The organism is Deinococcus fonticola (assembly GCF_004634215.1).
In the GTDB taxonomy this organism is placed as follows: domain Bacteria; phylum Deinococcota; class Deinococci; order Deinococcales; family Deinococcaceae; genus Deinococcus; species Deinococcus fonticola.
Genome location: NZ_SMMH01000001.1, coordinates 195,941 through 219,065, shown reverse-complemented (window position 1 = coordinate 219,065; position 23,125 = coordinate 195,941). Strand labels below are relative to the sequence as shown.

Annotated in this window: 22 protein-coding genes; 8 read left to right on the top strand and 14 right to left on the bottom strand. The window is 65.9% G+C overall.

Features of this window, described 5'->3' with window-relative positions; all coding sequences use genetic code 11:
• The first annotated feature begins 39 nt into the window (after nt 1–39).
• Complete coding sequence (locus E5Z01_RS01110) at nt 40–774, top strand: peptidylprolyl isomerase (RefSeq protein ID WP_135227678.1); 735 nt, start codon at nt 40–42, stop codon at nt 772–774.
• Between the two features lie 47 nt (nt 775–821).
• Complete coding sequence (locus E5Z01_RS01105; RefSeq protein WP_135227677.1) at nt 822–1,514, top strand: phosphatidylserine decarboxylase; 693 nt, start codon at nt 822–824, stop codon at nt 1,512–1,514.
• Here the strand turns inward: E5Z01_RS01105 and E5Z01_RS01100 are convergent.
• The 4 genes from E5Z01_RS01100 to E5Z01_RS01085 form a co-directional block, all read right to left on the bottom strand.
• Nucleotides 1,495–2,100 (bottom strand): hypothetical protein, encoded by a 606-nt coding sequence (locus tag E5Z01_RS01100; RefSeq protein ID WP_135227676.1) that lies wholly within the window; start codon nt 2,098–2,100, stop codon nt 1,495–1,497. The two genes, E5Z01_RS01105 and E5Z01_RS01100, sit on opposite strands and share 20 nt — an antisense overlap.
• Nucleotides 2,101–2,274: 174 nt before the next feature.
• Complete coding sequence (locus E5Z01_RS01095) at nt 2,275–3,582, bottom strand: Glu/Leu/Phe/Val family dehydrogenase (protein WP_135227675.1); 1,308 nt, start codon at nt 3,580–3,582, stop codon at nt 2,275–2,277.
• Between the two features lie 89 nt (nt 3,583–3,671).
• Nucleotides 3,672–4,916 (bottom strand): Glu/Leu/Phe/Val family dehydrogenase, encoded by a 1,245-nt coding sequence (locus E5Z01_RS01090; RefSeq protein WP_119761821.1) that lies wholly within the window; start codon nt 4,914–4,916, stop codon nt 3,672–3,674.
• A gap of 144 nt (nt 4,917–5,060) precedes the next feature.
• A complete protein-coding gene (locus E5Z01_RS01085) occupies nt 5,061–6,050 on the bottom strand; it encodes a polyprenyl synthetase family protein (protein WP_135227674.1) in 990 nt (329 codons plus the stop codon).
• Nucleotides 6,051–6,192: 142 nt separating this feature from the next.
• Between E5Z01_RS01085 and mqnP the strand changes: the two genes are divergently transcribed.
• The 3 genes from mqnP to E5Z01_RS01070 are packed head-to-tail and all read left to right on the top strand — an operon-like array spanning nt 6,193 to nt 7,892.
• Entirely contained in the window at nt 6,193–7,077 is an 885-nt protein-coding gene (gene mqnP / locus E5Z01_RS01080) for a menaquinone biosynthesis prenyltransferase MqnP (RefSeq protein ID WP_135227673.1), read from the top strand.
• Nucleotides 7,059–7,376, top strand: coding sequence for a hypothetical protein (locus tag E5Z01_RS01075; RefSeq protein ID WP_240738116.1), 318 nt, complete (start codon nt 7,059–7,061; stop codon nt 7,374–7,376). The genes mqnP and E5Z01_RS01075 overlap by 19 nt, the downstream gene beginning before the upstream one ends.
• A 42-nt stretch (nt 7,377–7,418) precedes the next feature.
• Nucleotides 7,419–7,892, top strand: coding sequence for a hypothetical protein (locus tag E5Z01_RS01070; RefSeq protein ID WP_240738115.1), 474 nt, complete (start codon nt 7,419–7,421; stop codon nt 7,890–7,892).
• Nucleotides 7,893–7,980: 88 nt separating this feature from the next.
• Here E5Z01_RS01070 and E5Z01_RS01065 read toward each other — a convergent pair whose 3' ends face one another.
• The 4 genes from E5Z01_RS01065 to E5Z01_RS01050 all read right to left on the bottom strand — a co-directional run bounded on the left by E5Z01_RS01065 (nt 7,981) and on the right by E5Z01_RS01050 (nt 12,595).
• On the bottom strand, nt 7,981–9,204 hold the full coding sequence (locus E5Z01_RS01065) for a Gfo/Idh/MocA family protein (protein WP_135227672.1): 1,224 nt from the start codon (nt 9,202–9,204) through the stop codon (nt 7,981–7,983).
• A complete protein-coding gene (locus tag E5Z01_RS01060) occupies nt 9,201–10,250 on the bottom strand; it encodes a dipeptide epimerase (protein ID WP_135227671.1) in 1,050 nt (349 codons plus the stop codon). Before E5Z01_RS01060 ends, E5Z01_RS01065 begins: the two co-directional genes overlap by 4 nt.
• A complete protein-coding gene (locus E5Z01_RS20295) occupies nt 10,247–11,806 on the bottom strand; it encodes an HAD-IA family hydrolase (RefSeq protein WP_338069119.1) in 1,560 nt (519 codons plus the stop codon). The genes E5Z01_RS01060 and E5Z01_RS20295 overlap by 4 nt, the downstream gene beginning before the upstream one ends.
• A 108-nt stretch (nt 11,807–11,914) precedes the next feature.
• Complete coding sequence (locus E5Z01_RS01050; RefSeq protein ID WP_135227670.1) at nt 11,915–12,595, bottom strand: phosphatase PAP2 family protein; 681 nt, start codon at nt 12,593–12,595, stop codon at nt 11,915–11,917.
• 60 nt (nt 12,596–12,655) lie between these two features.
• On the opposite strand from E5Z01_RS01050, the gene E5Z01_RS01045 reads away from it, so the two are divergent.
• Nucleotides 12,656–12,922, top strand: a complete 267-nt coding sequence (locus E5Z01_RS01045) for a hypothetical protein (protein ID WP_135227669.1) — start codon at nt 12,656–12,658, stop codon at nt 12,920–12,922.
• Between the two features lie 107 nt (nt 12,923–13,029).
• Entirely contained in the window at nt 13,030–13,236 is a 207-nt protein-coding gene (locus E5Z01_RS01040; protein ID WP_135227668.1) for a hypothetical protein, read from the top strand.
• Here the strand turns inward: E5Z01_RS01040 and uvrC are convergent, their stop codons facing one another.
• Nucleotides 13,237–15,084 carry an excinuclease ABC subunit UvrC gene (gene uvrC / locus E5Z01_RS01035; RefSeq protein WP_135227667.1) on the bottom strand — a complete coding sequence of 616 codons (1,848 nt, stop codon included), beginning with the start codon at nt 15,082–15,084 and terminating at the stop codon, nt 13,237–13,239.
• Nucleotides 15,085–15,383: 299 nt separating this feature from the next.
• Here uvrC and E5Z01_RS01030 point away from each other — a divergent pair, with 299 nt between their 5' ends.
• The gene (locus tag E5Z01_RS01030; protein ID WP_135227666.1) at nt 15,384–16,793 is read left to right on the top strand and encodes an aspartate kinase; all 1,410 of its coding nucleotides are present in this window, start codon (nt 15,384–15,386) and stop codon (nt 16,791–16,793) included.
• A gap of 91 nt (nt 16,794–16,884) precedes the next feature.
• Here the strand turns inward: E5Z01_RS01030 and tpiA are convergent, their stop codons facing one another.
• From tpiA to aspS, 5 genes are all read right to left on the bottom strand, one after another.
• The gene (gene tpiA / locus E5Z01_RS01025) at nt 16,885–17,619 is read right to left on the bottom strand and encodes a triose-phosphate isomerase (RefSeq protein WP_135227665.1); all 735 of its coding nucleotides are present in this window, start codon (nt 17,617–17,619) and stop codon (nt 16,885–16,887) included.
• Between the two features lies 1 nt (nt 17,620).
• Nucleotides 17,621–18,649: a GNAT family N-acetyltransferase gene (locus tag E5Z01_RS01020; RefSeq protein WP_135227664.1), complete on the bottom strand. Its 1,029-nt coding sequence runs from the start codon at nt 18,647–18,649 to the stop codon at nt 17,621–17,623.
• Nucleotides 18,646–19,815 (bottom strand): phosphoglycerate kinase, encoded by a 1,170-nt coding sequence (locus E5Z01_RS01015; protein ID WP_135227663.1) that lies wholly within the window; start codon nt 19,813–19,815, stop codon nt 18,646–18,648. Before E5Z01_RS01015 ends, E5Z01_RS01020 begins: the two co-directional genes overlap by 4 nt.
• A gap of 68 nt (nt 19,816–19,883) precedes the next feature.
• Nucleotides 19,884–20,885, bottom strand: coding sequence for a type I glyceraldehyde-3-phosphate dehydrogenase (gene gap / locus E5Z01_RS01010; protein WP_135227662.1), 1,002 nt, complete (start codon nt 20,883–20,885; stop codon nt 19,884–19,886).
• A gap of 400 nt (nt 20,886–21,285) precedes the next feature.
• The gene (gene aspS / locus E5Z01_RS01005) at nt 21,286–23,025 is read right to left on the bottom strand and encodes an aspartate--tRNA ligase (protein ID WP_135227661.1); all 1,740 of its coding nucleotides are present in this window, start codon (nt 23,023–23,025) and stop codon (nt 21,286–21,288) included.
• Between the last annotated feature and the right edge of the window lie 100 nt (nt 23,026–23,125).

The following is a 23,125-nucleotide window of genomic DNA, read 5'->3' as shown; positions in this document are numbered from 1 at the left end:
CGATCCCACGCCTCATGTCAGCGTGGGATACTTGAGCACATGAAAAAAAGCCTGAGTTTGCTTCCTGTGACACTGCTGCTGTTCTCGTGCGCCCCGGCCGCCCAGACCACGAAAACGCCTGCTCAACCTGCCCCTGTCGTCCCCGCTCCAGCCCCCGTTCCCGCCAGGGCGCCCGCCGCGCCCGCTGGGTACACGCTCATGGCGCCGCTCAGCACCGCGCCTGTGCGTCAGTTCGATAAGGCCGCGCAGATCATCGACCCCGCCAGGTCCTACCGCGCGGTCATGAACACCAGCAAAGGCACGATCACCATCGACCTGAACGCCAAGGCCGCGCCGGTCGCCGTGAACAACTTCGTGTTCCTGGCCCTCAATCACTTCTACGACGGCACGCGCTTTCACCGCGTGATCGATGGGTTCATGGCGCAGGGCGGCGATCCTGGCAGCGCCGATCCTGCCCGCAAGGCCGAATGGGGCACCGGCGGGCCCGGCTACCGCTTCATGGCCGAGAACAGGAATGGGCTGAAATTCGACCGCCCCGGCGTGCTGGGCATGGCCCGCGCCGCCAGCCTGGATTCGCAGGGCAGCCAGTTTTACCTGACGCTGGCCGCCGCCGACTTCCTGGACGGGCAGTACACCGTGTTCGGGCAGGTCGTGGACGGCATGGCCGCCCTGAACAGCCTCACCAAGACCTCGCAGACCGGGGCGTTCGGGGAGCAGCCCATTTCCGGCGCGGAGGCGGACGTGCTGAACTCCGTGCAGATTTACGTGAAGTAACCGGAGGCGCAGTCACCGGAGCGCCGGGCAGGGCTAGACTGGGGGACATGAGAGTCCCCCGCCGTCTGGCCCTGCTTGCCCTTGCCGGAGCGGGCACCGCTTATCTGCGCAAAGTCCACCGTTACCGCGACCCGGTGCGCTTCAGTGACCCCCGGCCCGGCGAACTCTTGTGCCCGGCCGACGGCCTGGTGTCCTTCGTGCGGCGCATTGAGTGGGGGCAAGTCGTGCAGGGGCAAGCCTCGCACGGACATACCGAGGAGCTCGACTGGCCTGTCAGCGAACTGTTCAGGGATGAGGTGCCGCAAGAAGGCTGGCTGGTGGGGCTGCTCGTCAGCCCGCTGGACGTGCTGTACACCTCTGCGCCCGCCGAAGGTGAAGTCAGGGCAGTGCGGCATGTTCCCGGCAGCCGGCTTCCCCTGGGCGGCAGACACCTGCTGCAAATGGCCGCCCGGCAGCCCGTCGACCTGCTGGGGGCGCCCGGCACCCGGGCCAACGAACGCCTGATGCTGACCTTCCAGACACTTGCAGGAGACATTCATGTGGCCGCCATCGGCTCGCGCCGGGGCCTGCAAGGTACGGCTTACCTGAACCAGGGCGACACCGTCCGCGCCGGTCACAAGGCCCTGTTTCTGCCCGAAGGCGGCCTGGTGGTCGTCTATTTCCCCCTCAGCGTCCTGCCGCAAGTGGGCGTGGGAGATCGGGTACAGGGCGGACAGACCGTCATGGCCCGGTCAGCGTGAAAGTCACTATCTCCGCCTCCTGTACGGCGACACGCGACTGATCTGGCACACTGACCAGCAGGGGAGAGGAAGCGAGTTCCGCCGCCGCGTTCAAGAGCGGCACGTCCACCGCGCCGTCCAGGGTGCCCCATAAGTGCGCCTGCCCCTCGCGCCAGAGCAGCGCCCCCAGCGTCTCTGAAGCGCCGTAAGCCAATAGCAGCACGCTCTGAATGTCCCCTTCGAGTTTCTGACCCAGGTGCCTGGCGATGGGCCCGGCCCACGCCGGTGTATCGTACGCCTCCGCCAACACGCCCGCCCAGGTGGCGAATTGCAGGCGCGACACCTGCTCGACCACGATCTTCGAGTCCTCTGGCCGGGGTTCGTAGACGCCCACGCGCAGCCCACCCACATCCCGACCCGGCAACACCTGCGTCCCCACCAGCAGGGGCGAACGCGGCTGGGCCGGACAGCTGGCCTCACAGTAAGTCGCATTCAGCGCCAGAATGTTCGTCTCCGGCGTCAGCAGCGTCACCCCCCCGGCGTCACGGTGAACCTCCGAGGCCAGCGGCGTGAAGTAGGCGAGCAGGCTGGACAGGGCGCGAGACATCACCCGCATTCTGGCAAAAGAAAGCCTGAAAACCAGGAGGTCGCGGCTCGGAATGGAGCCGGTCTACGGTTAATGATCGCTCCACGGGGCCTCTGAGAGGGCCACCTCTGATTTTCCTCTTCTGATCCATAAAAAAGGGCCACCACACGGGCAGCCCTCTTGTTATCTGGTTGCTTAAGGGTACAGACCACGCAGGGCGCGGGCTTCCAGCACGCGGGTGCACGAGACGATGTACACGGCGGTGCGCAGCGTCACGTTGTGCCGTTCCTTCACGTCCCACAGGCTCAGGAACGCTTCACGCATGATGCGGTCGAGGCGGTTGTTGATTTCCTCTTCGGTCCAGAAGAAGGAGGAGAAGTCCTGCACCCACTCGAAGTAACTGACGGTGACGCCCCCGGCGTTGGCCAGCACGTCCGGCACCACCGTGACGCCCTTCTGCGCCAGCAGGTCGTCGGCGGCGGGAATGGTGGGGCCGTTGGCGCCTTCCACCACCAGTTTCGCCTTGATCTGGTCGGCGTTGGCCAGCGTGATCTGCTTCTCCAGGGCGGCGGGAACCATCACGTCGCAGTCCACGCTCCAGAATTCGTCGCGCTGGATTTCCTCGGTGCCTTCCAGGCCGGTGATTTTGCCGGTGGTGCGCAGGTGCGCCAGGGCCTGCGCCGGGTCGATGCCGCGCTCGCTGGCAATGGTTCCGGTCACGTCCTGAATCGCCACGATCTTCGCGCCGTGGTTGTGGAAGATGCGGGCGGCGGCCTCGCCCACGTTGCCGAAGCCCTGCACGGCGATGCGCGCGCCTTCCATGGGCATGTTCAGCTTCTTCATGGCCTCGGCCCCGGTCACGAACACGCCGCGCCCGGTGGCGTCACTGCGCCCCAGCGAACCGCCCAGGCTGATGGGTTTGCCGGTCACGACGCCGGTGGCGGTGCGGCCCACGTTCATGGAGTAGGTGTCCATCATCCAGGCCATGGTCTGCGGGCCGGTGTTCACGTCCGGCGCCGGGATGTCCTTTTCCGGCCCGATGATCAGGCCGATCTCGCTGGTGTAGCGGCGCGTCACGCGTTCCAGTTCGCCCTGGCTGTACTTGCGCGGGTCGATGCGGATGCCGCCCTTGCCCCCGCCGTAGGGGAGGTTCACGGCGGCGTTCTTGACCGTCATCCAGGCCGAGAGTGCCATCACTTCGGAAAGGGTCACGTCCTGGTGGTAACGCACGCCGCCCTTGGCCGGGCCGCGCGAGGTGTTGTGCTGCACGCGGTAACCCTCAAAGTGCGCGACCGTGCCGTCGTCCAGGTGCACCGGCACGTCCACGATCAGGATGCGTTTGGGCCGCTTGAGGGTTTCGGTCCAGTAGGCCAGCTTGCCCAGGTATGGCGTGACGCGGTCGACCTGTTCCAGAAAAATCTCGTAAGGGCCGATGTTGTTGGGATCGAGGTAGGTGGGGATTTCGTGAGCGACTTTGTTTCCGCTGATCGGTTCGGCAGTCATGATGGGGGACTCCTTGGGAGGGTTGGTGGGCGGTCGGGCTGGAGTGGCCGGCAGGGCAGATGAGCTCAGAGCTTTGCCGGCGACTGGTCTTATGGGTACACGCCGCGCATGGTCGTGGCGTTCGTCAGGCGATTCAGGGCCACGGCGTAAGCGGCGGTGCGCATGTCCACCTGGCGCTCATGCATGAAGGCCAGTACGCCGTCCAGCGCAGCATTGACGCGCACGTCGATGGCCTTCAGGATCTCCTCTTCGGTCCAGAAGAAGTTACTGGCATCCTGCACCCACTCCAGGTAATTCACGATCAGGCCGCCCATACTGGCCACCAGGTCCGGCAGCACCTGCACGCCCTGCTCCTTGAGGAAGCGTTCGGCTTCGGGCAGCACGGCGCGGTTGGTGGCTTCCACCACGTAGCGGGCGCGCACGGCGTGGGCGTTACCGGCATTGATGGCCCCGTAATCGTAGGCCAGCATCAGCACCTCGACGTCCAGTTCCAGCAGCTCGTCGGGGCTGATGGGCGTGCCGACGCCCGCCAGCGTCCCGTGCTGCTGGCGGTGCGCGTCGAGCGCGTCCAGATCGAGGCCGCCGCTGTCGTAGATGGCGCCCTGCGCGTCACTGACCGCCACCACCAGGGCGCCGGCCTCGGCCAGGGTGCGGGCGGCCTTGCGGCCCACCTCGCCGTAGCCGTGCACCGCCACCGGGGCGCGGTTCAGGCGGCGTCCGCTGCCTTCCAGCACGCGCTGGGCCACCAGCGCCGCCGTGCGGCCACGGGCGTCCTTGCTGCCGTAACTGCCGCCCAGCGGAATGGGCTTGCCCACCACCGCGCCGTTCTCGGTTTCACCGACCATCTCGCTGTAGGCATCGAGCGTCCAGGCCATGATCTGCTGGTCACTGCCCACGTCCGGCGCCAGGATGTCCTGCTGCTTGCCGATCAATTCGACCAGCCCGGCGGCGTAGCGGCGCGTCACGCCCTCCAGTTCGTGCGGGCTGAGGGTCGCGGGGTCGACGTCGATGCCACCTTTCGCGCCGCCCAGCGGCAGGTCGGCCACCGCCGCCTTGAGCGTCATGATGGCGGCCAGCACCTCGCATTCGTGGGCGTTCAGGCCCGCTTTCAGGCGCAGGCCGCCCATGCTGGGACCACGCGCGGTGCTGTGCACGCAGCGGTAGCCCTTGAACACGCGAACCGTCCCGTCGTCCATGCGAACCGGCAGGTTCAGGCTGACGGTGCGGGCCGGGTACTTGAAGTAAGCCAGGGACGAGTCCGTCACCTCGGCGTAAGGAAGGGCCTGATGAAGTTGTTCCATCAACCCCTGCCAGTTGAGTCCTGATGCCCTCATGAAATTCTCCTTGCTGAAAAGACTTTTGTCATGCCGAGAATACACGCATAGACAGGACAAAGGCACCCCTACTCCGGCTCGTCTTTGCGCATTGGACAGCGTGCGTCAGGGGTTGACTTTTCAGCCTTTTGTTGCTTGGTCGCTTCAGGCGTCGCGGGTCGCCAGCACTTTCATGGTCTGTAACAGCGCCTCGGTTGCGTGCTGGTTCGGTGCCCCGGCCAGTGCCTGTGCCAGCGCCGCCAGCCCCCGCTGCGCCTCGCGGTTCGCGAACTCCTGCGCGGCCCGGACACTGCCACTCTCCCTCAGCCATGTCAGCAACTCCTCCATCTGCCCGGCATTCTTTTCGGTTCGCGCCCGGTTCATGCGCTCCAGGAAGACTGTTCTCTGTTGCGCTGAGGCGCCCGCCAGCCAGTGCAGCACGATCAGCGTCCGTTTGCCTTCCAGCAGGTCCCCGCCAATTTCCTTGCCGTACTTCGCCGGGTCGCCGATCAGGTTCAGGACGTCATCGCGGATCTGAAAGGCCGTACCCAGCGCCAGCCCCGCCGCCTCGAACTCCGCCGACGGCTCATGCCCTGCCGCCAGCGCCCCCAGTCTCAGCGGGTAGATCACCGTGTAGTACGCCGTTTTCAGGCGCACCATACGCAGATAGTCCTCGGGCGTCAGGTTCCATTCCCGCGTCTCAACCCAGGCCAGGTCGAGGTGCTGCCCCTCGGCGGTCTTCAGCACCATAGTCATGAATTCGTCCAGTGCCGGGTCGACCCTCGAACGCCGCACCGCCATCCACATGTAGACGTGCAGTGCGTCGCCCGCGTTAATGGCCAGCGGCACGCCGTGCAGGCGGTGCAGGGCCGGCCGGCCGCGCCGCTCCTCGCTGTCGTCCTCGATGTCGTCGTGGATCAGCACCCAGTTCTGAAACAGCTCCAGCGCCGCCGCCAGCCACAGCGCCCGCTCCCACTCCGGCGAACCCTCGGCCACGCCGTAGGCCCGCGCGGTGCCCAGCAGCAACTCCGAGCGCAGCCCCTTGCCGCCGCGCTGCGGATAATCCCTCAGCATCGCCGCGTAGCGCTGCAGTTCCGGCAAGTCCCCCCCCGTGGGGAGCAGCGATTCGATCCGGGCCAACAGTTCAGCGCGCATGCCGCACAGTCTAGGCAGGAATGCGGCGGGGTGCGCGTCGGAAGGGCTGAAGTCTGTTCGGAGAGGGGGTCGGGTGCCTCAACCGAACCCGCTTCTGTGCATTTCCGTACCGCCCACCGCCGCCGCGCTATCCTGACTTCTCGTGAGTTTCGCCGCCCGCCTGAAAACCTATTACGACCTCGTGAAATTCGAGCACACCGTGTTCGCCCTGCCGTTCGCCTACGCCGGGATGCTGCTGGCCAGCATGCAGCACAGCGGCAGCGGCTGGCCGGGGTGGCCTGTGCTGTTCTGGGTCACGGTGGCGATGGCCTCGGCCCGCACAGCGGCGATGGGCGCCAACCGCGTGATCGACCGCTTCATCGACGCCCGCAACCCGCGCACGGCCAGCCGCGAGGTGGCCAGCGGCAAAGTGACGCCCATGCAGGCCTGGACACTGGTGGTCGTGAGCCTCGTGGTGCTGGTGGTCGCGGCGGCGCAGCTCAACCCGCTGTGCCTGGCGCTGCTGCCGCTGGCGGTGGTGTTCCTGATCGGGTATCCGTACACCAAGCGCTTCACCTGGCTGTGCCACGCCTGGCTGGGCATCACCGACGGCGCGGCGGCGGCGGGCGGCTGGATCGCGGTGACCGGCCACTTCGCGCCGGCCACCTGGGCCCTGTGGGCGGTCGTCATTTTCTGGATGATCGGCCTGGACGTGATCTACGCCACCATGGACTACGGCTTCGACCTCAAGAACGGCATCAAGAGCATCCCGGCGCGCTTCGGCATTCCGCGTGCCCTGAAGATCGCGGCCGTCAGCCACGCCCTCACCTTCGCGCTGCTGCTGCTGGTCGGGTGGCTGTCTGGCGCAAGCATTTTCTACTATCTGGCGGCGCTCGCCATGGGCGGCATCCTGCTGTACGAGCACCGCCTGGTGAACCCCAACGACCTGACGAAAGCGAACGTGGCGTTTTTCGACGCCAACATGTGGTTGGCCCTGACCATGCTGGCGGGTGTGGTGGTGGACGTGGCGTGGCGCACCCTGACCTGACCCCTGATTTGACCCCTGGCCTGAACTTTGTGCCGCTGGAGGCCGCCCGGGCGTTTGCCGATGGGCAGGAGTTCCAGGCCTTGACCCTGCTGCGCCGCGCGCAGGTGGCCTACAGCGACCAGAGCGTAGCGTGGGCGCAACTGGAACGCCTGATCGGCCTGGTGCTGATTCATGTGCAGCGCGAGGTGGAAGGCACCTTCTGCCTGGAACGCGCCGACGCCCGACTGGACGCCCTGAACGCCTTCAAACCCGACCTGTTTCACCTGGCCGCGCGGGCGGAACCGGGCACACTAGAATGACGGGAATGAAGCCCCCGTCCCCTTGCCGCCAGGATAAGCGCCTTGACCACTGAAAATGCCCGCGCCGCCCGCAGCCCTGAACGCCGTTCGCTGGAGAATTCGGAGCAGGAGTTTCTGACCCGCTACGCCGAGTTTGCCGCTTCCGGCACGCTGCATCCACAGATCGAGGGCAGTCCGCTGATGGAATTCGCCGCGGCGGGCCGGGTGCTGTACCTGTTCGACCGCACCGGGCCTTACCGCGCTCACCCTGGCCCGGCGCGGGTGCTGGTGCACGGGGTGGTCGAGGCGTCTGCCTGGGAGGCCCTGCCTGGCGAGTCCCAGCAGACCTTCACCATGCTGGGCGCATCCGAAGCTGAGGGAGTGGGGGAGATCATTCATGTCTCGCGCCGCTCGTGCGTGGTGCAGGCGCGGCTGCCGATCGTGCTCTCGTCCTTTGAGCCCCTGCCGACGCTGCGGGTGGGCGACTGGGTGAAGTTCCGCACCTTGCCCCCACTGCACGGCTTTTTACTTGAATAAAGGGAAACAAAAAATTCACGGGCGGATTTAATCGTGAATATTTTCACTTACCCAGTAACATAAGCAGGTTCCTTTTCCACCCTCCGCCTCACAGCGGAATCTTCACCCCACCCAGGCGTGATTTCTCCGCTGCAAAAGCCATCCGGTGCGAATCCAGCGACTCGGCCAGCGGCGTCGGTACCGGCGCTTCGCCGCGCAGTGCAGCCGCCCACCCGGCCACCAGGGCAACGTCCCCGCCCCCGTGGTTGCCGGCCGTGTCCACCCGAATGACCTCGCGGCCGCCGGTGCGGAAATCATGCACTTCCACCTCGCCGTGATCCAGATGCCCGCGCAGTTCCCCGTGCGACCCCATGATCTTCAGGGTGCGGGTGTTGTTGTGGGTAAAGGCACTGACGGTCAACTCGGCCTGCAGGCCAACCGCGAACTCCACCGTGACCACCTGGTGATCCGGCACGTTGTTTTTTCCCAGGTACACGCATTCGCCGTAAGGGCCGTCCTCCAGCGCCTGCTCCAGGGTGGAACCTCCAGCCATGAGCACCGTCAGCGGCCACTGGCCCGGCGGACGCGAACGGTAGATGCTCCGCGCGTCGAAGGGACAGTCCGGCACGGGGCAGGTCACGCACCGCTGCGCCGCGCCGGGCGGGGCCTGTTCCGGGCGAAAGTGATGCAGCCCGCCGGAACTGCTGACCCTGATGGGCGGGCGGCCGGCGAACCAGCGCAGGACATCCAGGTCGTGACAGCTTTTGGCCAGAATGAAAGGAGCTGCCGGGGGAGAGGCGCGCCAGTTGCCGCGCACGTAGGAGTGCGCGTAATGCCAGAACGCCACGTTCTCTACCAGGTTGATGCCCACCAGTTGCCCCAGTCGCCCGGAGCTGAGCACCTCGTTGACCGCCCGGAAAAACGGTGCGGCCCGCAAGACGTGACACACGCTCACGCGGCCAGTGGAGGCGGCCTCGGCCCTCTGTAGCACGTCCAGTTCCTCCTCATGCAGGCAGATGGGCTTCTCCAGCAGCACGTCGTATCCCAGTGCCAGCGCCTGCACCGCCGGGCCGATGTGCGCGTCGTCCGGCGTGGCGATCACCACCGCGTCAGCCACCCGCCCCAGCGCGAAGAAGTCGGCCCAGTGCGCGAACTGCGCCTCGGCTGGCACGCCGTGCTGGGCGGCCACCTCGGCCAGCCGCGCCGGCCTGGGCTCTACCAGGTGGCTGACCGTGACCCCTACCTCTGCCCCCAACTCCGCCAGATGCCGGGCGTACACGTCCGCGCCCCGGTTGCCGCACCCGATGATCGCCACACGCAGGTCACGCTTCACGGCGTCGCACTCCCCAGGCGCTGCATCTCCAGACGCTGTACCCCCCAACCCAGGCCCGCCGGCTGTGCCAGCTGCCCGGCCTGCCACGCCAGCCCGCCGAAAGGGTCGTCGGCCAGCAGCAGTGCCCCGTCCAGGTCGGCCCAGTCGCACAGGCCCGCCAGGTGAGCGGCGGCGCTGATGCCCAGGCTGCTCTCGATCATGCACCCGATCATGACCTGCATATGGTGCGCCCGCGCCAGCCGCAGCGCCTGCAAGGCCTGTAGCGGGCCACCCAGCTTGGCCAGTTTCAGGTTCACACCGTCGAAAGCCCCGGCCAGGGCAACGACATCCCGGACGTGGTGCAGGCTCTCGTCCGCGACCACCGGCACTTTCGAGACGGCCCGCAGCGCCGCGTGCCCTTCAAGGTCACCCGCAGCCAGGGGTTGCTCCAGCAGCTCGACCCGCGCGGCGTCCAGCACGTCCAGCATGCGCCGGGCCTGGGAGCGCGTCCAGGCGGCGTTGGCATCCACCCGCAGGGTCACCTCCGGCACTTCCTCACGCAGGGCCGACAGGATCGCCTCGTCGCGCTCAGTCCCCAGTTTTACCTTCAGCACCTTGTGTCCGCGCCCCACGGCTTCACGGGCGTCGGCGCGCATCCGGTCCAGTTCGCCCAGGCTCACGGTGTAACTGCTTTCCGGCAGCGTGGCGGGGGAGAGGCCCAGCAGCCGCCACACCGGCACCCCCGCCCGCAGGGCGCACCACTCCAGCGCCGCCATCTCCAGGGCGCACTTCACGCTGGGGTGGTCGTGCGGCATGCGCGCCTGCAGGGCACGCTGCAACCCTTCCCAGTCCCAGGGGTCTTGCAGCGCGCCTTGCAGCAGCGGCAGCACCGCCTCCACCGTGCCGCGCGTCTCGCCGTAAAAGGCGTTCGGTGCCGCCTCGCCGCGGCCCGTGAGGCCGCCCTGCGTGAAAGTCACGAAGGTACGCGGGTACACGCTGTGCGTCCAGCGGGCAATCCCGAAAGGCTGCGCGGTGTGCAGCTCCAGCGTCTCCCAGACGACGCTCACTGCACCCTCCCGAACCCGATCCGGGACGCTGCCAGCCGCTCTCCGTATTCGCCCTCGCCCAGCGTCTCGATGGTCACGCGCATGCCCGTGGCGTTGGCGTGAATCATGCGCCGGTCATCCAGCATCAGGCCCACGTGACCGGGGAAAAAGGCCAGGTCGCCTGCCCGCGGCGACTCGACCGGCCGGGTGGCCACCTGCTGCTGATCGGCGTCCCGTGGCAGGGCCTGGCCGAACGCCGCGTACACCAGCTGCGTAAAGCCCGAGCAGTCCAGCCCCCACGCCGAGCGCCCGCCCCACACGTAGGGCGCTTCCAGAAAACGCAGGGCCAGCTCGGTTACGCTTGCGCTGGGCTGCACGAAGCACGCCTGGCTGACCCACGCCGCCTGGCCGCCCGGCAGCGTAACCGGCACCCAGCCCGGCGTTTCCGCGTTGCCCTGAGCCTCCCCATCCGCTTCACGTCGCTGCAGGGCCGCGCCCAGGCACAGCTCGGCCACGATCCGGCTCGACACCTTCGGCCCTTCAAAAGCGTGCGCCCTCAACGCCTGCACGGTCAGATCCGGCGTCCAGTTCGTGGCCTCGGTCAGGTCGGCCTCCTTCACCCAGCCCAGGTAAGCGTCGTGCGTTCCGCGTGCCCGCCACCATTCGCCTTCGCGCCACAGCAGCTCCAGCACCTCGCCGGGCAGCGCCTCGGAGACCTGCGTGGCCCCGGCGTCCGGGTCAGCTTTCAGGGTCGTGCGCCGCGTGGTGAGGGCGCGGCGCGGCGTGACCCACTGCCACCCTTCCCCCGGCAACTTCCCCTGAAGCGTGATGTCGGCGCGGCGTTGCTGCGCATCGTAAGCGTGCGTGCGGGTGTCCAGTCGAGGCCCTTCTTGCAGTTCTTCCTGGGCGCCCGGCAGCTGCGGCAGTGCCAGCAGCTCATCCAGCGAGTGAAGGGCCTCCCGGTGCTGGCCCCCGAGGTCGATCAGGTAAGCGTGCATGCCCACCTGGCGGGCGGCGTCCACGTTCTCCTGCCGGTCATCCACGAACAGCACTTCGCTGGGGTGCACCTGCATGGCCTGCGCCGCCAGGGTAAACGCCTCCAGCTCCGGTTTGTGCACGCCCAGCGTGCAGGTCGCCAGCGCCACATCCACCACGTCCCACAGGCCGATCGCCTCCAGCGTCCGTTCGATGCTGGGCAGGGTGTTGCTCAGCACGCCTATCTTCAGGCCCCGCCCACGCAGCGCCAGCAGCACCGCGCGGGCGTTGGGCACGGCCTTCAGGTACTTCTCGTAGGGATACTGCTCGGCCAGTTCCTGCGCCTGCTCGCGGTGGATGTTCAGTTTGCAGGCCAGCTCGTCGGAGTAGCTGCTCCAGAAGGCCCGTTCCTCGTCGTGGCTGCGCAGGTGCCACCAGGCCTGCGCTTTCCCTCGCCAGTGCTCGGCCAGGGTGTTCAGCGCGTGCTGTGCGGGCGTTCCCCACTGGCTTTCCATCCACTGCGCGGCCTCCTGGTACACACTGAAATCGGTGGTAGACAGGGTGTCGTCTCGGTCGAACAGCACAGCCTTCACGGAATCCATGCGCCGAGTGTAAACCGATTCAGACCACCACGCGGCCACGAGGCTATACGCAGCGAAGGGGGTGCTGGCACCGTGCGGTTCGCGTCAAAGTCCTGCCGGACGGGGCGGCTACCGGCGCCTGTTCCTGTAGTGGCTGAACAGGGCCGCCAGACCGAACACCCACGCCAGGCTGGTCAGAAAACCCACGCTGACATCCGTGGGGTAGTGAACCCCCAGGTAATTCCGGGTGACCGGCACCAGAAAGGCCCACGCCCAGCCCAGCGCCATGACCCAGGGGTTCCCGCGCCACAGCACCGCCACGGCCAGACCGAACGCCGCATTCGACATGGCGTGACCGCTGGGGAAACTGAAGCCCGGCTCGACCAGCACCGCGCCCAACTCGTCCGGCCTGGGCCGATGAAACACCACCTTTGCCGAGATGTTCAGCAGAATGGCCCCGTACACGCTGAGCAGCAGGAAGAGGGCTGCCATGCGCCGCCCCGCCCACGCCAGCCCACCCGCCAGCGCCGCCGTAACCAGCGGCAGTACGCTTAATCCGCCTAGCACCCCCACGCCCCGCGCCAGCGCCGTCAAGGTAGGTGTGCGGTGCGCCCGGTACCAGTCCAGAATCGCCTGATCCCACGGAAAGCCCCCGCGCCGAAAGACGCCCACCGTCAGCAGCAGCGCCAGCACCAGGCACACGAACACCACCGCCAGCAGCAGCAGGGTCAGGCGCGGCGGTGGGGCCGGCTGGCCCTCGCGCACGGGTGGCGCCGCCGCCCCCGGACCCGGATTTTCCGTATCCCGCATCAGGCCATTACACGTCAAACCTGACCGTCCGGCTTACGGCGGCCCTTCACGCTACGCCAATTGACGCACGCGCCGCTGCGTCACCCGGCGGATGTGGCGTGTGGGGGCGTCCTGGCATCATTTAAGGCAGGTGAACGCCACATGCGCGAACCCAAAGGAGCCGACATGAACCCGAACCTCAACTGGGGTCAACACCGCGCCGCTGACCTCCTGGCCGAAGCCGAGCGCGACCGTCAGGCCCGCCAGGCGCAGCGTCAGGCCCGCCAGCCCGCCGCCTGGAACCTCCTGCGCTTCCTGTTGCCCGCCAGGCGCCCCCGCCTGATCTGAGACCATGACCAGCCAACCGAATTTTTCACCGAGGCCCGCCATCTGAACGAGTGCGGGCCTCAACCTTGATGTGGGGACAGGTCGTCGGCATTCTCGGTACTTCGACGATGCGATGGGGAGACACCTGCTGCGGAGCCAGCTCAACGCACCGCGTGGGCAGTGTCCTGATGGCCGACCGGATTCTCGTCATGAAAGCGGGCCGCCTGATTGAGGACGGCACCCACACCGAACGGCTGGCCCAGGGCGGGGATTGTGCCCAGTTATGGCGACTTCAGGCGGATCAGTACCGAGAAGACAGCCGCGCCACCGTCTGATCAGAGTGGGGTCTGGTTCGCGGCCCGCTGCGTCAGGAATTCCTTGACACTCTGGGCGGCGCGGGCATTCATGCCAGGCACGGCGGCAATCTGCTCGACCGGCGCGCTGGCCAGGTCTTCCAGACTGGTGAAGTGCTCCAGCAGAGCGTCCTTGCGTTTCTGCCCGATGCCGGGCAGGTCGTCGAATACGCTCTTGAGCATGTCCTGCCCGCGCAACTTGCGGTGGTACGTGACGGCGTACTGGTGAACCTCATCGCGCACGCCGATCAGCATGCGCAGGGCCGGGTGCGTGTGTGGCAGCAGCAGTTCGCGGTTCACGCCGATTTCGGTGCCATTTTCCAGCCACCACTGCGCACCGAAGCGTCCCGGCAGAATGAGGCGTTCCTCGCGCTTGGCCAGGCCCACCACCGGAAGGCGCAGGTTTGCTTCTTTCAGGGCGTCGAGCGCCGCGTTTACCTGCCCGCGTCCCCCGTCGATCAGCAGCAGGTCGGGCAGCGGCAACTTGTCCGAGAGGCTCCCGGTGAAGCGCCGCAAGATGGTCTGTTTCATGCTGGTGTAATCGTCCGGGTGATCCAGGCCCCTGACCTTGAAACGCCGGTGTTCGCCACGCCGCGAGCGCCCGCCCTCGAACACCACCATGCCCGACACGATATTGTTGCCGAACAGGTTCGAGTTGTCGTAGCCCTCGATGCGCCAGGGCCTGTCCGGCAGCGCCAATACCTCGCGCAGCGCGTCCAGGCCGGGGTGGTCGCCACGCCGTTCCAGCAGCGCCAGTTCGGACTCCAGCCCGTTATGCGCGTTGCGCTGCGCCATCTCGACCAGATCGACCTTGTCGCCGCGCTTGGGGGTACGCATCTCGATACGCCGGCCCGCCTGCTGGCTCAGGAATTCGCTCCACACCGGCGTATCGTCGAAATCGGCGGGCAGCAGGATCAGCGGCGGCACGTGTGTGGCCTGGGTGTAGTAATCCTGCACGAACGCCTCGACAATCTCACCCAGCGTGCTGTCCTCGGCATTGGTCAGGAAGCGCTTGTCGCGCCCCACCACACGCCCGCCGCGCATGCGGAACAGCTGCACCATGGCAAATTCCCCGGCCTGCGCCACCCCCAGGAAATCCAGATCGGTCTCGTCGCTGACAAAGGCGTGTTGCTCGGTGCCGAACAATTTTTCAACCGCCTGTACCCGGTCACGCAACCTCGCGGCCTGCTCGAAGTCCTGCCCCTTGGCGGCGGCGGCCATGTCGGTCTTCAACCGCGCAATTACGGGCGCGGCGCGGCCCTCCAGCAGGGCTTTCACATCGTCCACCACCTGCCGGTACTCGCCCGGGTCGGCCCGGTCGACGCACGGCCCCAGGCAGCGCCCCATGTGAAAATTCAGGCACGGACGCGGCTTTTTCTGCAAGGGCAGCCCGCTGTTCTTGCGCAGCGGAAACATGGTGTCGATCAGATGCTTGACGCGCCGCACCGCCGAGGCATCCGGGTAGGGGCCGTAGTAACTCGCGCCGTCCTTCAGCACCCGCCGCGTCACGACCAGCATCGGGAATTCCTCGTTGGTCAGCTTCAGGAAGGGGTAGTGCTTGTCGTCTTTCAGCAGCACGTTGTAATGCGGGCGGTGCTGCTTGATCAGGTTGGCTTCCAGAATCAGCGCCTCGACCTCGTTGCGTGCCGAGATGAATTCCAGTTCCTCGGCCAGCGCCGTGAACTTGCCGCTTTTGCCACCGACCTTGAAGTGCTGCGAGACGCGCGAACGCAGGTTGTTGGCCTTGCCGATGTAAATGGGCAGGCCGCCTTTGCGGAACAGGTAAACGCCGGGCGTGGTGGGCAGCACGGGCAGGTCGTCGAAATGCACACCACAGCATAGGGGAGATGCCGGCAGCCGCGCAGGAACGCCGCTCACCGTTTCGTTGTCCCGGTGCTTATGGCATACCTGCTGATGGATCTGGAAGGCGACTCGAACTCGTCTACGTGCACGGCCTGGCAGGCGTGATTACCGGACTTTTCTTGAACCCGGCCGAAGCTCCTACAAGTAGAGAACAAAAATTTCACGGCTCGTTTCAATCGTGAAACTATTCACTTATAGATATTCAACCCCGACTGCTCAGACAGTCCAACCCAGACCTGACGCCAGGACGGCATACTGCTCATGAGATGACTTACTCCCTACTTGTCATGAAGTTCGGCGGCACCAACATGGGCGACGCGGGCGCCATCCGCCACAGCGCCAGCCTGGCAGGCCGCAGCATCAAGGAAGGCATCAAGGTCGTGGTGGTGGTGTCCGCCATGGCCGGCGTGACCAATCAACTGCTGACCCTGGCAGACGCCGCGCAGTCCGGTGACATCGCCAGGGCCAACGACGAGATCGCCGCCATGCGCACCCGGCATTTCAGCGCCGCGCAGGAACTCGGCGCGGCCCCCGATTCCGAGACCGTGCGAGAAATCCGCGAGATGCACGAGACGCTGCGCCAGGCGGTGTACGGCGTGTACCTGCTGCGCGAACTCACGCCGCGCAGCCGCGACCTGATCGTGGCCTTTGGCGAGCGCCTGAGTGCGCCCCTGATGAGTCTGGCGCTGGAGCAGCAGGGCCTGCGGGCCAAGCACCTCACCGGCGGCGAGGCCGGCATCCTGACCGACACGCACTTCGGCAACGCCCGCCCCACGGCGCACACCTACGAACGCGTGAAAGACCGCCTGACCGGCGTCATGAGTGCCGGCGTAACGCCCGTGGTCGCCGGCTTCATGGGCGAAACGGAACGCGGCGTGGTCACCACCCTGGGGCGCGGCGGCACCGATTTTACCGCCACGATTATCGGCAAGGCGCTGGGCGCAGACGAGGTATGGGCCTGGAAGGACGTGGACGGCGTGATGAGCGCCGACCCCCGCGTGGTGAAAGACGCCCGCAACATTGAAGTCCTGAGTTACGGCGAGGTGATGGAACTGGCGTACTTCGGCGCGAAAGTCCTGCACCCACTGGCGGTCACGCCGCTTCAGGACAGCCAGATTCCGCTGCGCCTCAAGAATTCCACCGACCCGGATTTTGCCGGCACCCTGGTACACGCCGACACTGCCAACGAACCCGGCCGCCCCGTCAAGGCAGTCACCGCCATTCGCAGCGTCAGCCTCATCAACGTGCAGGGCGCGGGGGTGCTGGGCGTGCCGGAAGTGGTCGCCAGCGTCTTTACCGCCATCGCGCGCGAGAACATCACGCTGCTGATGGTCTCGCAGAGCAGCTCCATGAGTAACGTCTCGCTGGCGGTGCCCAGCACCGACGCTGAACGCGCCCTGCGTGCGCTGCGCGAGGGCATCACCGGGGAACTGAAGGTCGAGGAGCAGCCCGGCGTGGCGGTGCTGGCCATCGTGGGCAGCGGCATGCGCGGCCAGCGCGGCGTCTCGGCCAAGATGTTCACTGCCCTGGCGCAAAGTGACGTGAACGTCCTGATGATCTCGCAGGGCAGCAGCGAGTTGAACATCTCGGTGGCCATCGACGGCGCGGCCGTGGATACCGCCACCGCCGCCGTCCACCAGGCCTTCAACCTCGGTCAGGCCGTCGCCGCCGACTGACAAGCCACGTTCCAGCAGAAAGAGACATAAGGAGAAGGTCACGGCTTATCAGGCCCGTGACCTTCTTCATTGAGGAGCTTCTGCGGACGGCCTACTTCAGCGCGTCCTGCATGCCCAGCACGTCCGGCACCTTCAGACTCGCGCCGCCGACCAGGGCGCCGTTCACGTTCGGCTTCCCGCAGATTTCGGCGATGTTGTCCGGTTTTACGCTTCCGCCGTACAGCACGCGAATGCCGGCGGCTTTCTCGCCGTACTGATGTTTCAGCGCGTTACGGATAGCGGCGGCCAGTTCCTCGGCATCGTCCGCCGTGGCGGTCTTGCCGGTGCCGATGGCCCAGACGGGTTCGTAGGCGATCACCACGTCCGCCCCCACACCTTCCAGGCTGCCGGCCAGTTGCGCGAGCGTAAACGGCACGTGCTCGCTTTTTTCGCGCACCTCCAGTTTCTCGCCCACGCACACGATAGGAATCAGCCCATTTTTCTGCGCCTGCCGGGCTTTGGCGGCCACCTGCGCGTCCATTTCCGCGTGGTACTCCCGGCGTTCGCTGTGCCCGACCACCACGTAACCCGCACCAGCGTCCTTGAGCATGGCGGCGCTCACTTCACCGGTGTACGCGCCGGACTCGTGTTCGGACACGTCCTGTCCGCCAAACGCCACACCCGCCGGCAGGTTGGCCGACAGGGCAGACAGGTCAAGGGCCGGGGCCATCACGGCCAGTTCTACGCCGTCCACCGGTGCGTACTTCTCGCTCAGTTCCTGCGCCCAGGAACGCGCTTCGGTGGGGGTTTTGTTCATCTTCCAGTTCAGGGCCAGCAGGATAGTCATGTCAGTGCTCCTTCAGGTGATTCAGGGTACCGGCCGTGTCGCCCTGCCAGACGGTAGAAGCCATAAACGGGCGGAATCCCAGCTCGGTGTTGATGTGCAGCATGGGGCCGTTGCTGTCTGCATTCTGCGTGCGGATCTCCCGGGCCTGCGGATTCAGGGTGAGGAGGCGCTGCACGTTGGCGGCCTTCAGCCAGCGGCCCAGGCCTCGGCCGCGGTGGGCGTCCAGCACCCCCGTGTTGCCCTGCGTCACGATCTGAGGCTGGGCCGCGCGCCAGGACAGGTCGGTCATACCGGCCAGCGTGCCGTCCGGCGCGCGGGCCGCGACGATCAGCGAGGTGCGCCCACCCGCCGCCGCGAGCCGTTCGAGGGCCCGCACTTCCTCGGGGGTGATATGGCTGTCCTCGACATCCAGGTCGTCGGTAGGGGCGCTGTTCATGACGTCCAGCAGGCTGGCATAGGCGTTCAGGTCGGCTTCAGGCACGGCGTCCTGCCAGAACTCCAGGGTGTACCCGTCGTCAGGCCGGGCCATCCAGCGATCCAGCAGATCGGCCGGCAGGTCGCTGAGCAGCAGCCGGTTGATGTGAGTGGACTGCGCCGGCTGGAAACCGTGCCAGCGGGCAAACCGCTCACCAGCCGGCACACAGTCGTGCGTGGTTCCCACCAGCAGGGTTCGGCCTTCGGCTTGCATGGCGCGGGCGGCGTGGCCGAGCAACTGCCGGCCGAGGCCTTGCCCGCGCCGATCCGGAGCCACCATCAGCTCGATATGCGCGAGGTGCTGGTTGTCCGGGCCGCGCATGTACTGGGTACGGGCATGCGCGTGAATGCCCGCCTCATCCTCTACCGTCCAGAACCGCAGGTCTACTGTGGCCGGGAGATGTTGCATCTGGCCCCACACGTTCCCCGGCAGAACTGGCGGATCGTCGGGCTGGCTCTCGCGGCGCATCAGGTTCAGGTGGGCGACGAGGCGCTCGGCAAATCCTTCGGTGAATTGGCTGGCATCCCGGTCGGTCACAGTGGCGGCGTGGGTCACTTCATCGCCAGGACGCCGGGCAGAGCCTTGCCTTCCAGCAGTTCCAGGCTGGCGCCGCCGCCGGTGGAAATATGGTCGATCTGGCTGGCCTTGCCGCTCTTGTTGATGGCGCTGACGCTGTCCCCGCCGCCCACGACGGTGTACGCCTGGTTCTTCAGACTGCCGACAGCGGCGGCCACGGCGTTCGTTCCGGCCGCGAACTGCTCGAATTCGAAGACGCCCATCGGGCCGTTCCAGAACACCGTCCTGGCGCCTTTCAGGGCTTCGGCATACGCCTCACGGCTGTCCGGGCCGATGTCCAGGCCCATCCACCCTTCCGGAATCTGGTCGGCAGGCACGACCCGACTCTCGGCGTCCTTGTCGAACCTGTCGGCGGCCACGGCGTCGCTGGGCAGCATGATCTTGTCGCCGTACTTCTCCAGCAGTCCACGCGCCAGGTCAAGTTGATCGTCCTCGACGAGGCTGTTGCCGATCTGGCCGCCCCTGGCCTTGATGAACGTGAACATCATCCCGCCGCCGATCAGCATGCGGTCTACTTTCGGCAGCAGATTCTCGATGACCTTGATCTTGTCGCTGACCTTCGCCCCGCCGATGATGACCACGTAGGGCCGCTCGGGGTTGGTCAGGAGCTTGCCGAGCGCGTCCACTTCCGTCTGAAGCAGGCCGCCCGCCGCGTGGGGCAGCTTCCCGGCCACGCCACTCACTGACGAATGGGCGCGGTGCGCGGAACCGAAGGCGTCCAGCACGAAAGCGTCCCCCAGCCGGGCCAGTTTCGCGTTCAATTCGGCGTCGTTCTTTTCCTCGCCTGCCTCGAAGCGCACGTTTTCCAGCAGCGCCACCTCACCGGGTTTCAGGGCCTGCACGGCCTGCAGCGTTTCCTCGCTGCCCGGCAGGCTGGGAATGAACTTCACTTCCTGGCCCAGCGCCTTTTCTGCCGCGGCCGCCACGGCCCTCAGGCTGTACTTGTCCTCCGGGCCGTTCTTGGGGCGCCCGAAGTGACTCATCAGCACCACGCTGGCCCCGCCGTCCAGCAACTTCTGAATGGTGGGAAGGCTCGCCTCGATGCGCGTGGCGTCCTCCACCTGGTCACCCTTTACCGGCACGTTGTAATCCACGCGCACCAGCACGCGCTTGCCCTTCACGTCAAGATTCGACAGGTTCTGCATGTTGTCTCCTTTTCATGGCAGAAAGCAGAAGGCACCGTTCTCCGCCTTCTGCCTTCAGTGCTTGGCTTTTAGCCCTTCTGCTGAACGAGTTCCACCAGATCCGCGATGCGGTTGCTGTAGCCCCACTCGTTGTCATACCAGCTGAAGAATTTGACCAGGTTGCCCATGGTCATGGTCAGGCCGCCGTCGATGATGGCGCTGTGCGGGTCGCCCTGGATATCGGTCAGCACGATGGGGTCCTCGGTGTAGGCGATCACGTCCTTGTACTGGCCTTCGGCGGCCTGCTTGAAGACCGCGTTGACCTCTTCTTTCGTCACGTCGCGTTTCACGATAACGACCACGTCGCTGATGCTGCCGGTGGGCGTGGGGACGCGCAGCGAGGTGCCGTCGAACTTGCCTTTCAGGGTGGGGTACACCTGAGACACCGCCTTGGCGGCCCCGGTGCTGGTGGGGATGATGTTCACGGCGGCGGCGCGGGCGCGGCGCAGGTCGCGGTGCGGCAGGTCGAGGATGTTCTGGTCGTTGGTGTAGCTGTGGACGGTGGTCATGATGGCTTTCTCGATGCCGAACGCTTCATCGATGAGCTTCATGGGCAGGCCCAGGCTGTTGGTGGTGCAGGACGCATTGGAAATGATGTTGTGCTGGCTGGGGTCGTACTGGTCTTCGTTCACGCCCAGCACGATGGAAACGTCCTCGTTCTTGGCCGGCGCGGTGATGATGACCTTCTTGGCGCCGCCCTGGAGGTGCTTGCTGGCCCCCTTGTCACCGTCGCGATCCGTGAAGATCCCGGTGGACTCGATCACGATGTCCACACCCATTTCGCCCCACTTGATGTTGGCGGGGTCGCGCTCCGAGAGGGCGTGGATTTTCTTACCATTTACAGTCAGATACTCGTCGTCGTACTCGACGGTGCCGCTGAAGCGTCCGGCAGTGCTGTCGTACTTCAGCAGGGTGGCCAGGGTCTTGTTGTCGGTCAGGTCGTTGATGGCGACCACGTCGACGCCACGGTCGACCAGGATGCGGAACACCAGGCGGCCAATGCGGCCAAAACCGTTAATACCTACTTTCATGCTGTGCCTCCAGTCTTGAGGGTCAACCTTCCCTGGGTTGAGCCACTCGCATGTCCCAGTGTACTCGCAATCGTCAGAATTCAGTTCGTGTCATATGGACACTAACGCGCTATCTGGAGGTCTTTAGGGGAAGCGTCTGGCGGATGCGAACGGGTTCAGCCGTTCCTGTACTCTCCAGGGAGCATGAAGATCCTGTCCACGGCGCCAGTTCGCGCCCCAGGCTAGCGCTGTTGCTTTTGAAAGCTGGCGAAGTCATTACGACTTGAGAGAGCGAGAGAATAGAAAATTCACGCTCCATTTTAATCGTGAATTAAATCACTTGCCTGTATTCCAGCCTCTGCCACACCAACAGAAAAGAAACCATCCTGGGCTCAGGATGGCCTCTCCTCGTTCATATCGCTCAGTCACTGGTTCCAGACGCCACGGCAACGCTCAGCTCAGCCAGTTGCCGTTCGTCGACAGGGGAGGGCGCGAGGGCCATCAGGTCGACGCCCCGGTTGTTCTTGGGGAAGGCGATAACTTCACGGATGGAGTTCGCGCCGCTCATGACCATGATCAACCGGTCGAAGCCCCAGGCGATGCCGCCGTGCGGGGGCGTGCCGTATTCCAGCGCGTCCATGAAGAACCCGAACTTTTCGCGGGCCTCTGCTTCGGTAAAGCCAATGGCCTGGAACATCTGGGCCTGCACGCCAGGCTGGTGGATACGCACGCTGCCGCCGCCCACCTCGTAGCCGTTCAGCACCAGGTCGTAAGCCTGGGCGCGAATTTCACCCTGCCGCTCGGTTCCGAAGAGGGGGATGTCCTCGGGGTGCGGGGCGGTGAAAGGATGGTGCATGTACGTCCAGGCGGCGTTGTCCTCGTCGTATTCCAGTTGTGGGAAGTCCACCACCCAGGAGACGTGAAACTGCGGCCCGGCCTTCGCCAGGTCGAACAGGTCACGCACGGCGAGGCGCACCGCCCCCAGGGCACCGACCGCCTTCTTCCATTCGCCGGCGGCAAACAGCAGCGTTCCGCCGTCCGGCACACCCGTTTTCTCGATCAGTTGGGCCGTGATGCTGCCCACGAACTTGCTGATGCCGCCGGTGAAGGTATCCCCGTCACGCTTGAGCCACGCCAGGCCGCCCGCACCGTTCTGCTTGGCAATGCGTTCCAGTTCGTCGATCTGTTTGCGGGTCAATTCCGGCGCAGCGATGACTTTTACCGTCTGGGCAGACGCGAATGCCTTGAATTCGCCCCCCTTGAAGAGTTCGGTCACGTCCACGAACTCCAGACCAAAACGCAAATCCGGTTTGTCCGAACCGAATTTGTCCATGGCATCCTGATAGGACATGCGGGGGAAGGGGAGAGGCAACTCCACGTCCAGCACCCGCCCAAACACGTGCGCCATCAGGCGCTCCTGCACCTCCAGCACATCGTCCTGCGTGACGAAGGACATCTCCATGTCCAGCTGCGTGAAGTCCGGCTGGCGATCGGCCCGCAAGTCCTCGTCGCGGAAACAGCGCGCCAGCTGGTAGTACCGGTCATACCCGGCGATCATCAGCAGCTGCTTGAACAGTTGCGGCGACTGCGGCAGGGCGTAGAACTCCCCGGCATTCAGGCGCGAGGGCACCAGGAAATCCCGCGCTCCCTCCGGCGTGGACTTCGTGAGCATGGGGGTTTCCACCTGCACGAACCCCTCAGTGTCCAGGAATTCGGTAATGGCCGCCACCGCCTTGCTGCGCAGCAGCAGGTTTTTCTGCATTTCAGCGCGGCGCAGATCCAGGTAGCGGTACTTCAGGCGCACGTCCTCGGACACGCTGTCACCCTTGTCCAGCTCGAATGGCGGGGTTTTCGCGCTATTCAGCACAGTGACGCGTGAGGCCAGCACCTCGAAGTCGGCCAGGCCGCCCTTGCGCTGGCTTTCGGGGCGACGCTGAAACTGGCCCCCAATCTCCACCACGTACTCGCCGCGCAGGGTGTCGGCCTCCGCGAAGGCCGGAGAATCCGGCTCGACCTGCACCTGCACCAGCCCGCTGCGGTCCCGAACCTCCAGGAAAATCAGGCCCCCCAGGTCGCGGCGGCGGTTCACCCACCCCTGAATGGTCACAGGCTGGTCGAGGTGCGAGTCGTTGAGGTGGCCGATCAAAGCGGTGCGTTTCATCGCTCCCGATTATGCGTGATGAACAGGCCAGGCAGCGTGCGTGCGATGGGCCAGCCGTACCGTGTCAGTCGTGAAACTCCCCGTGGTAAGATCTCTTATC

Excerpts from the sequence above, each read along its gene's own strand:
- E5Z01_RS01110 (WP_135227678.1), top strand. The coding sequence starts at position 40 with ATGAAAAAAAGCCTGAGTTTGCTTCCTGTGACACTGCTGCTGTTCTCG.
- E5Z01_RS01095 (WP_135227675.1), bottom strand. The coding sequence starts at position 3,582 with ATGACTGCCGAACCGATCAGCGGAAACAAAGTCGCTCACGAAATCCCC.
- E5Z01_RS01105 (WP_135227677.1), top strand. The coding sequence starts at position 822 with ATGAGAGTCCCCCGCCGTCTGGCCCTGCTTGCCCTTGCCGGAGCGGGC.
- E5Z01_RS01050 (WP_135227670.1), bottom strand. The coding sequence starts at position 12,595 with ATGCGGGATACGGAAAATCCGGGTCCGGGGGCGGCGGCGCCACCCGTG.
- tpiA (WP_135227665.1), bottom strand. The coding sequence starts at position 17,619 with ATGACTATCCTGCTGGCCCTGAACTGGAAGATGAACAAAACCCCCACC.
- gap (WP_135227662.1), bottom strand. The coding sequence starts at position 20,885 with ATGAAAGTAGGTATTAACGGTTTTGGCCGCATTGGCCGCCTGGTGTTC.
- aspS (WP_135227661.1), bottom strand. The coding sequence starts at position 23,025 with ATGAAACGCACCGCTTTGATCGGCCACCTCAACGACTCGCACCTCGAC.
- E5Z01_RS01085 (WP_135227674.1), bottom strand. The coding sequence starts at position 6,050 with ATGCGCGCTGAACTGTTGGCCCGGATCGAATCGCTGCTCCCCACGGGG.
- E5Z01_RS01040 (WP_135227668.1), top strand. The coding sequence starts at position 13,030 with ATGCGATGGGGAGACACCTGCTGCGGAGCCAGCTCAACGCACCGCGTG.
- E5Z01_RS01015 (WP_135227663.1), bottom strand. The coding sequence starts at position 19,815 with ATGCAGAACCTGTCGAATCTTGACGTGAAGGGCAAGCGCGTGCTGGTG.
- E5Z01_RS01100 (WP_135227676.1), bottom strand. The coding sequence starts at position 2,100 with ATGTCTCGCGCCCTGTCCAGCCTGCTCGCCTACTTCACGCCGCTGGCC.
- E5Z01_RS01030 (WP_135227666.1), top strand. The coding sequence starts at position 15,384 with ATGACTTACTCCCTACTTGTCATGAAGTTCGGCGGCACCAACATGGGC.
- E5Z01_RS20295 (WP_338069119.1), bottom strand. The coding sequence starts at position 11,806 with ATGGATTCCGTGAAGGCTGTGCTGTTCGACCGAGACGACACCCTGTCT.
- E5Z01_RS01090 (WP_119761821.1), bottom strand. The coding sequence starts at position 4,916 with ATGAGGGCATCAGGACTCAACTGGCAGGGGTTGATGGAACAACTTCAT.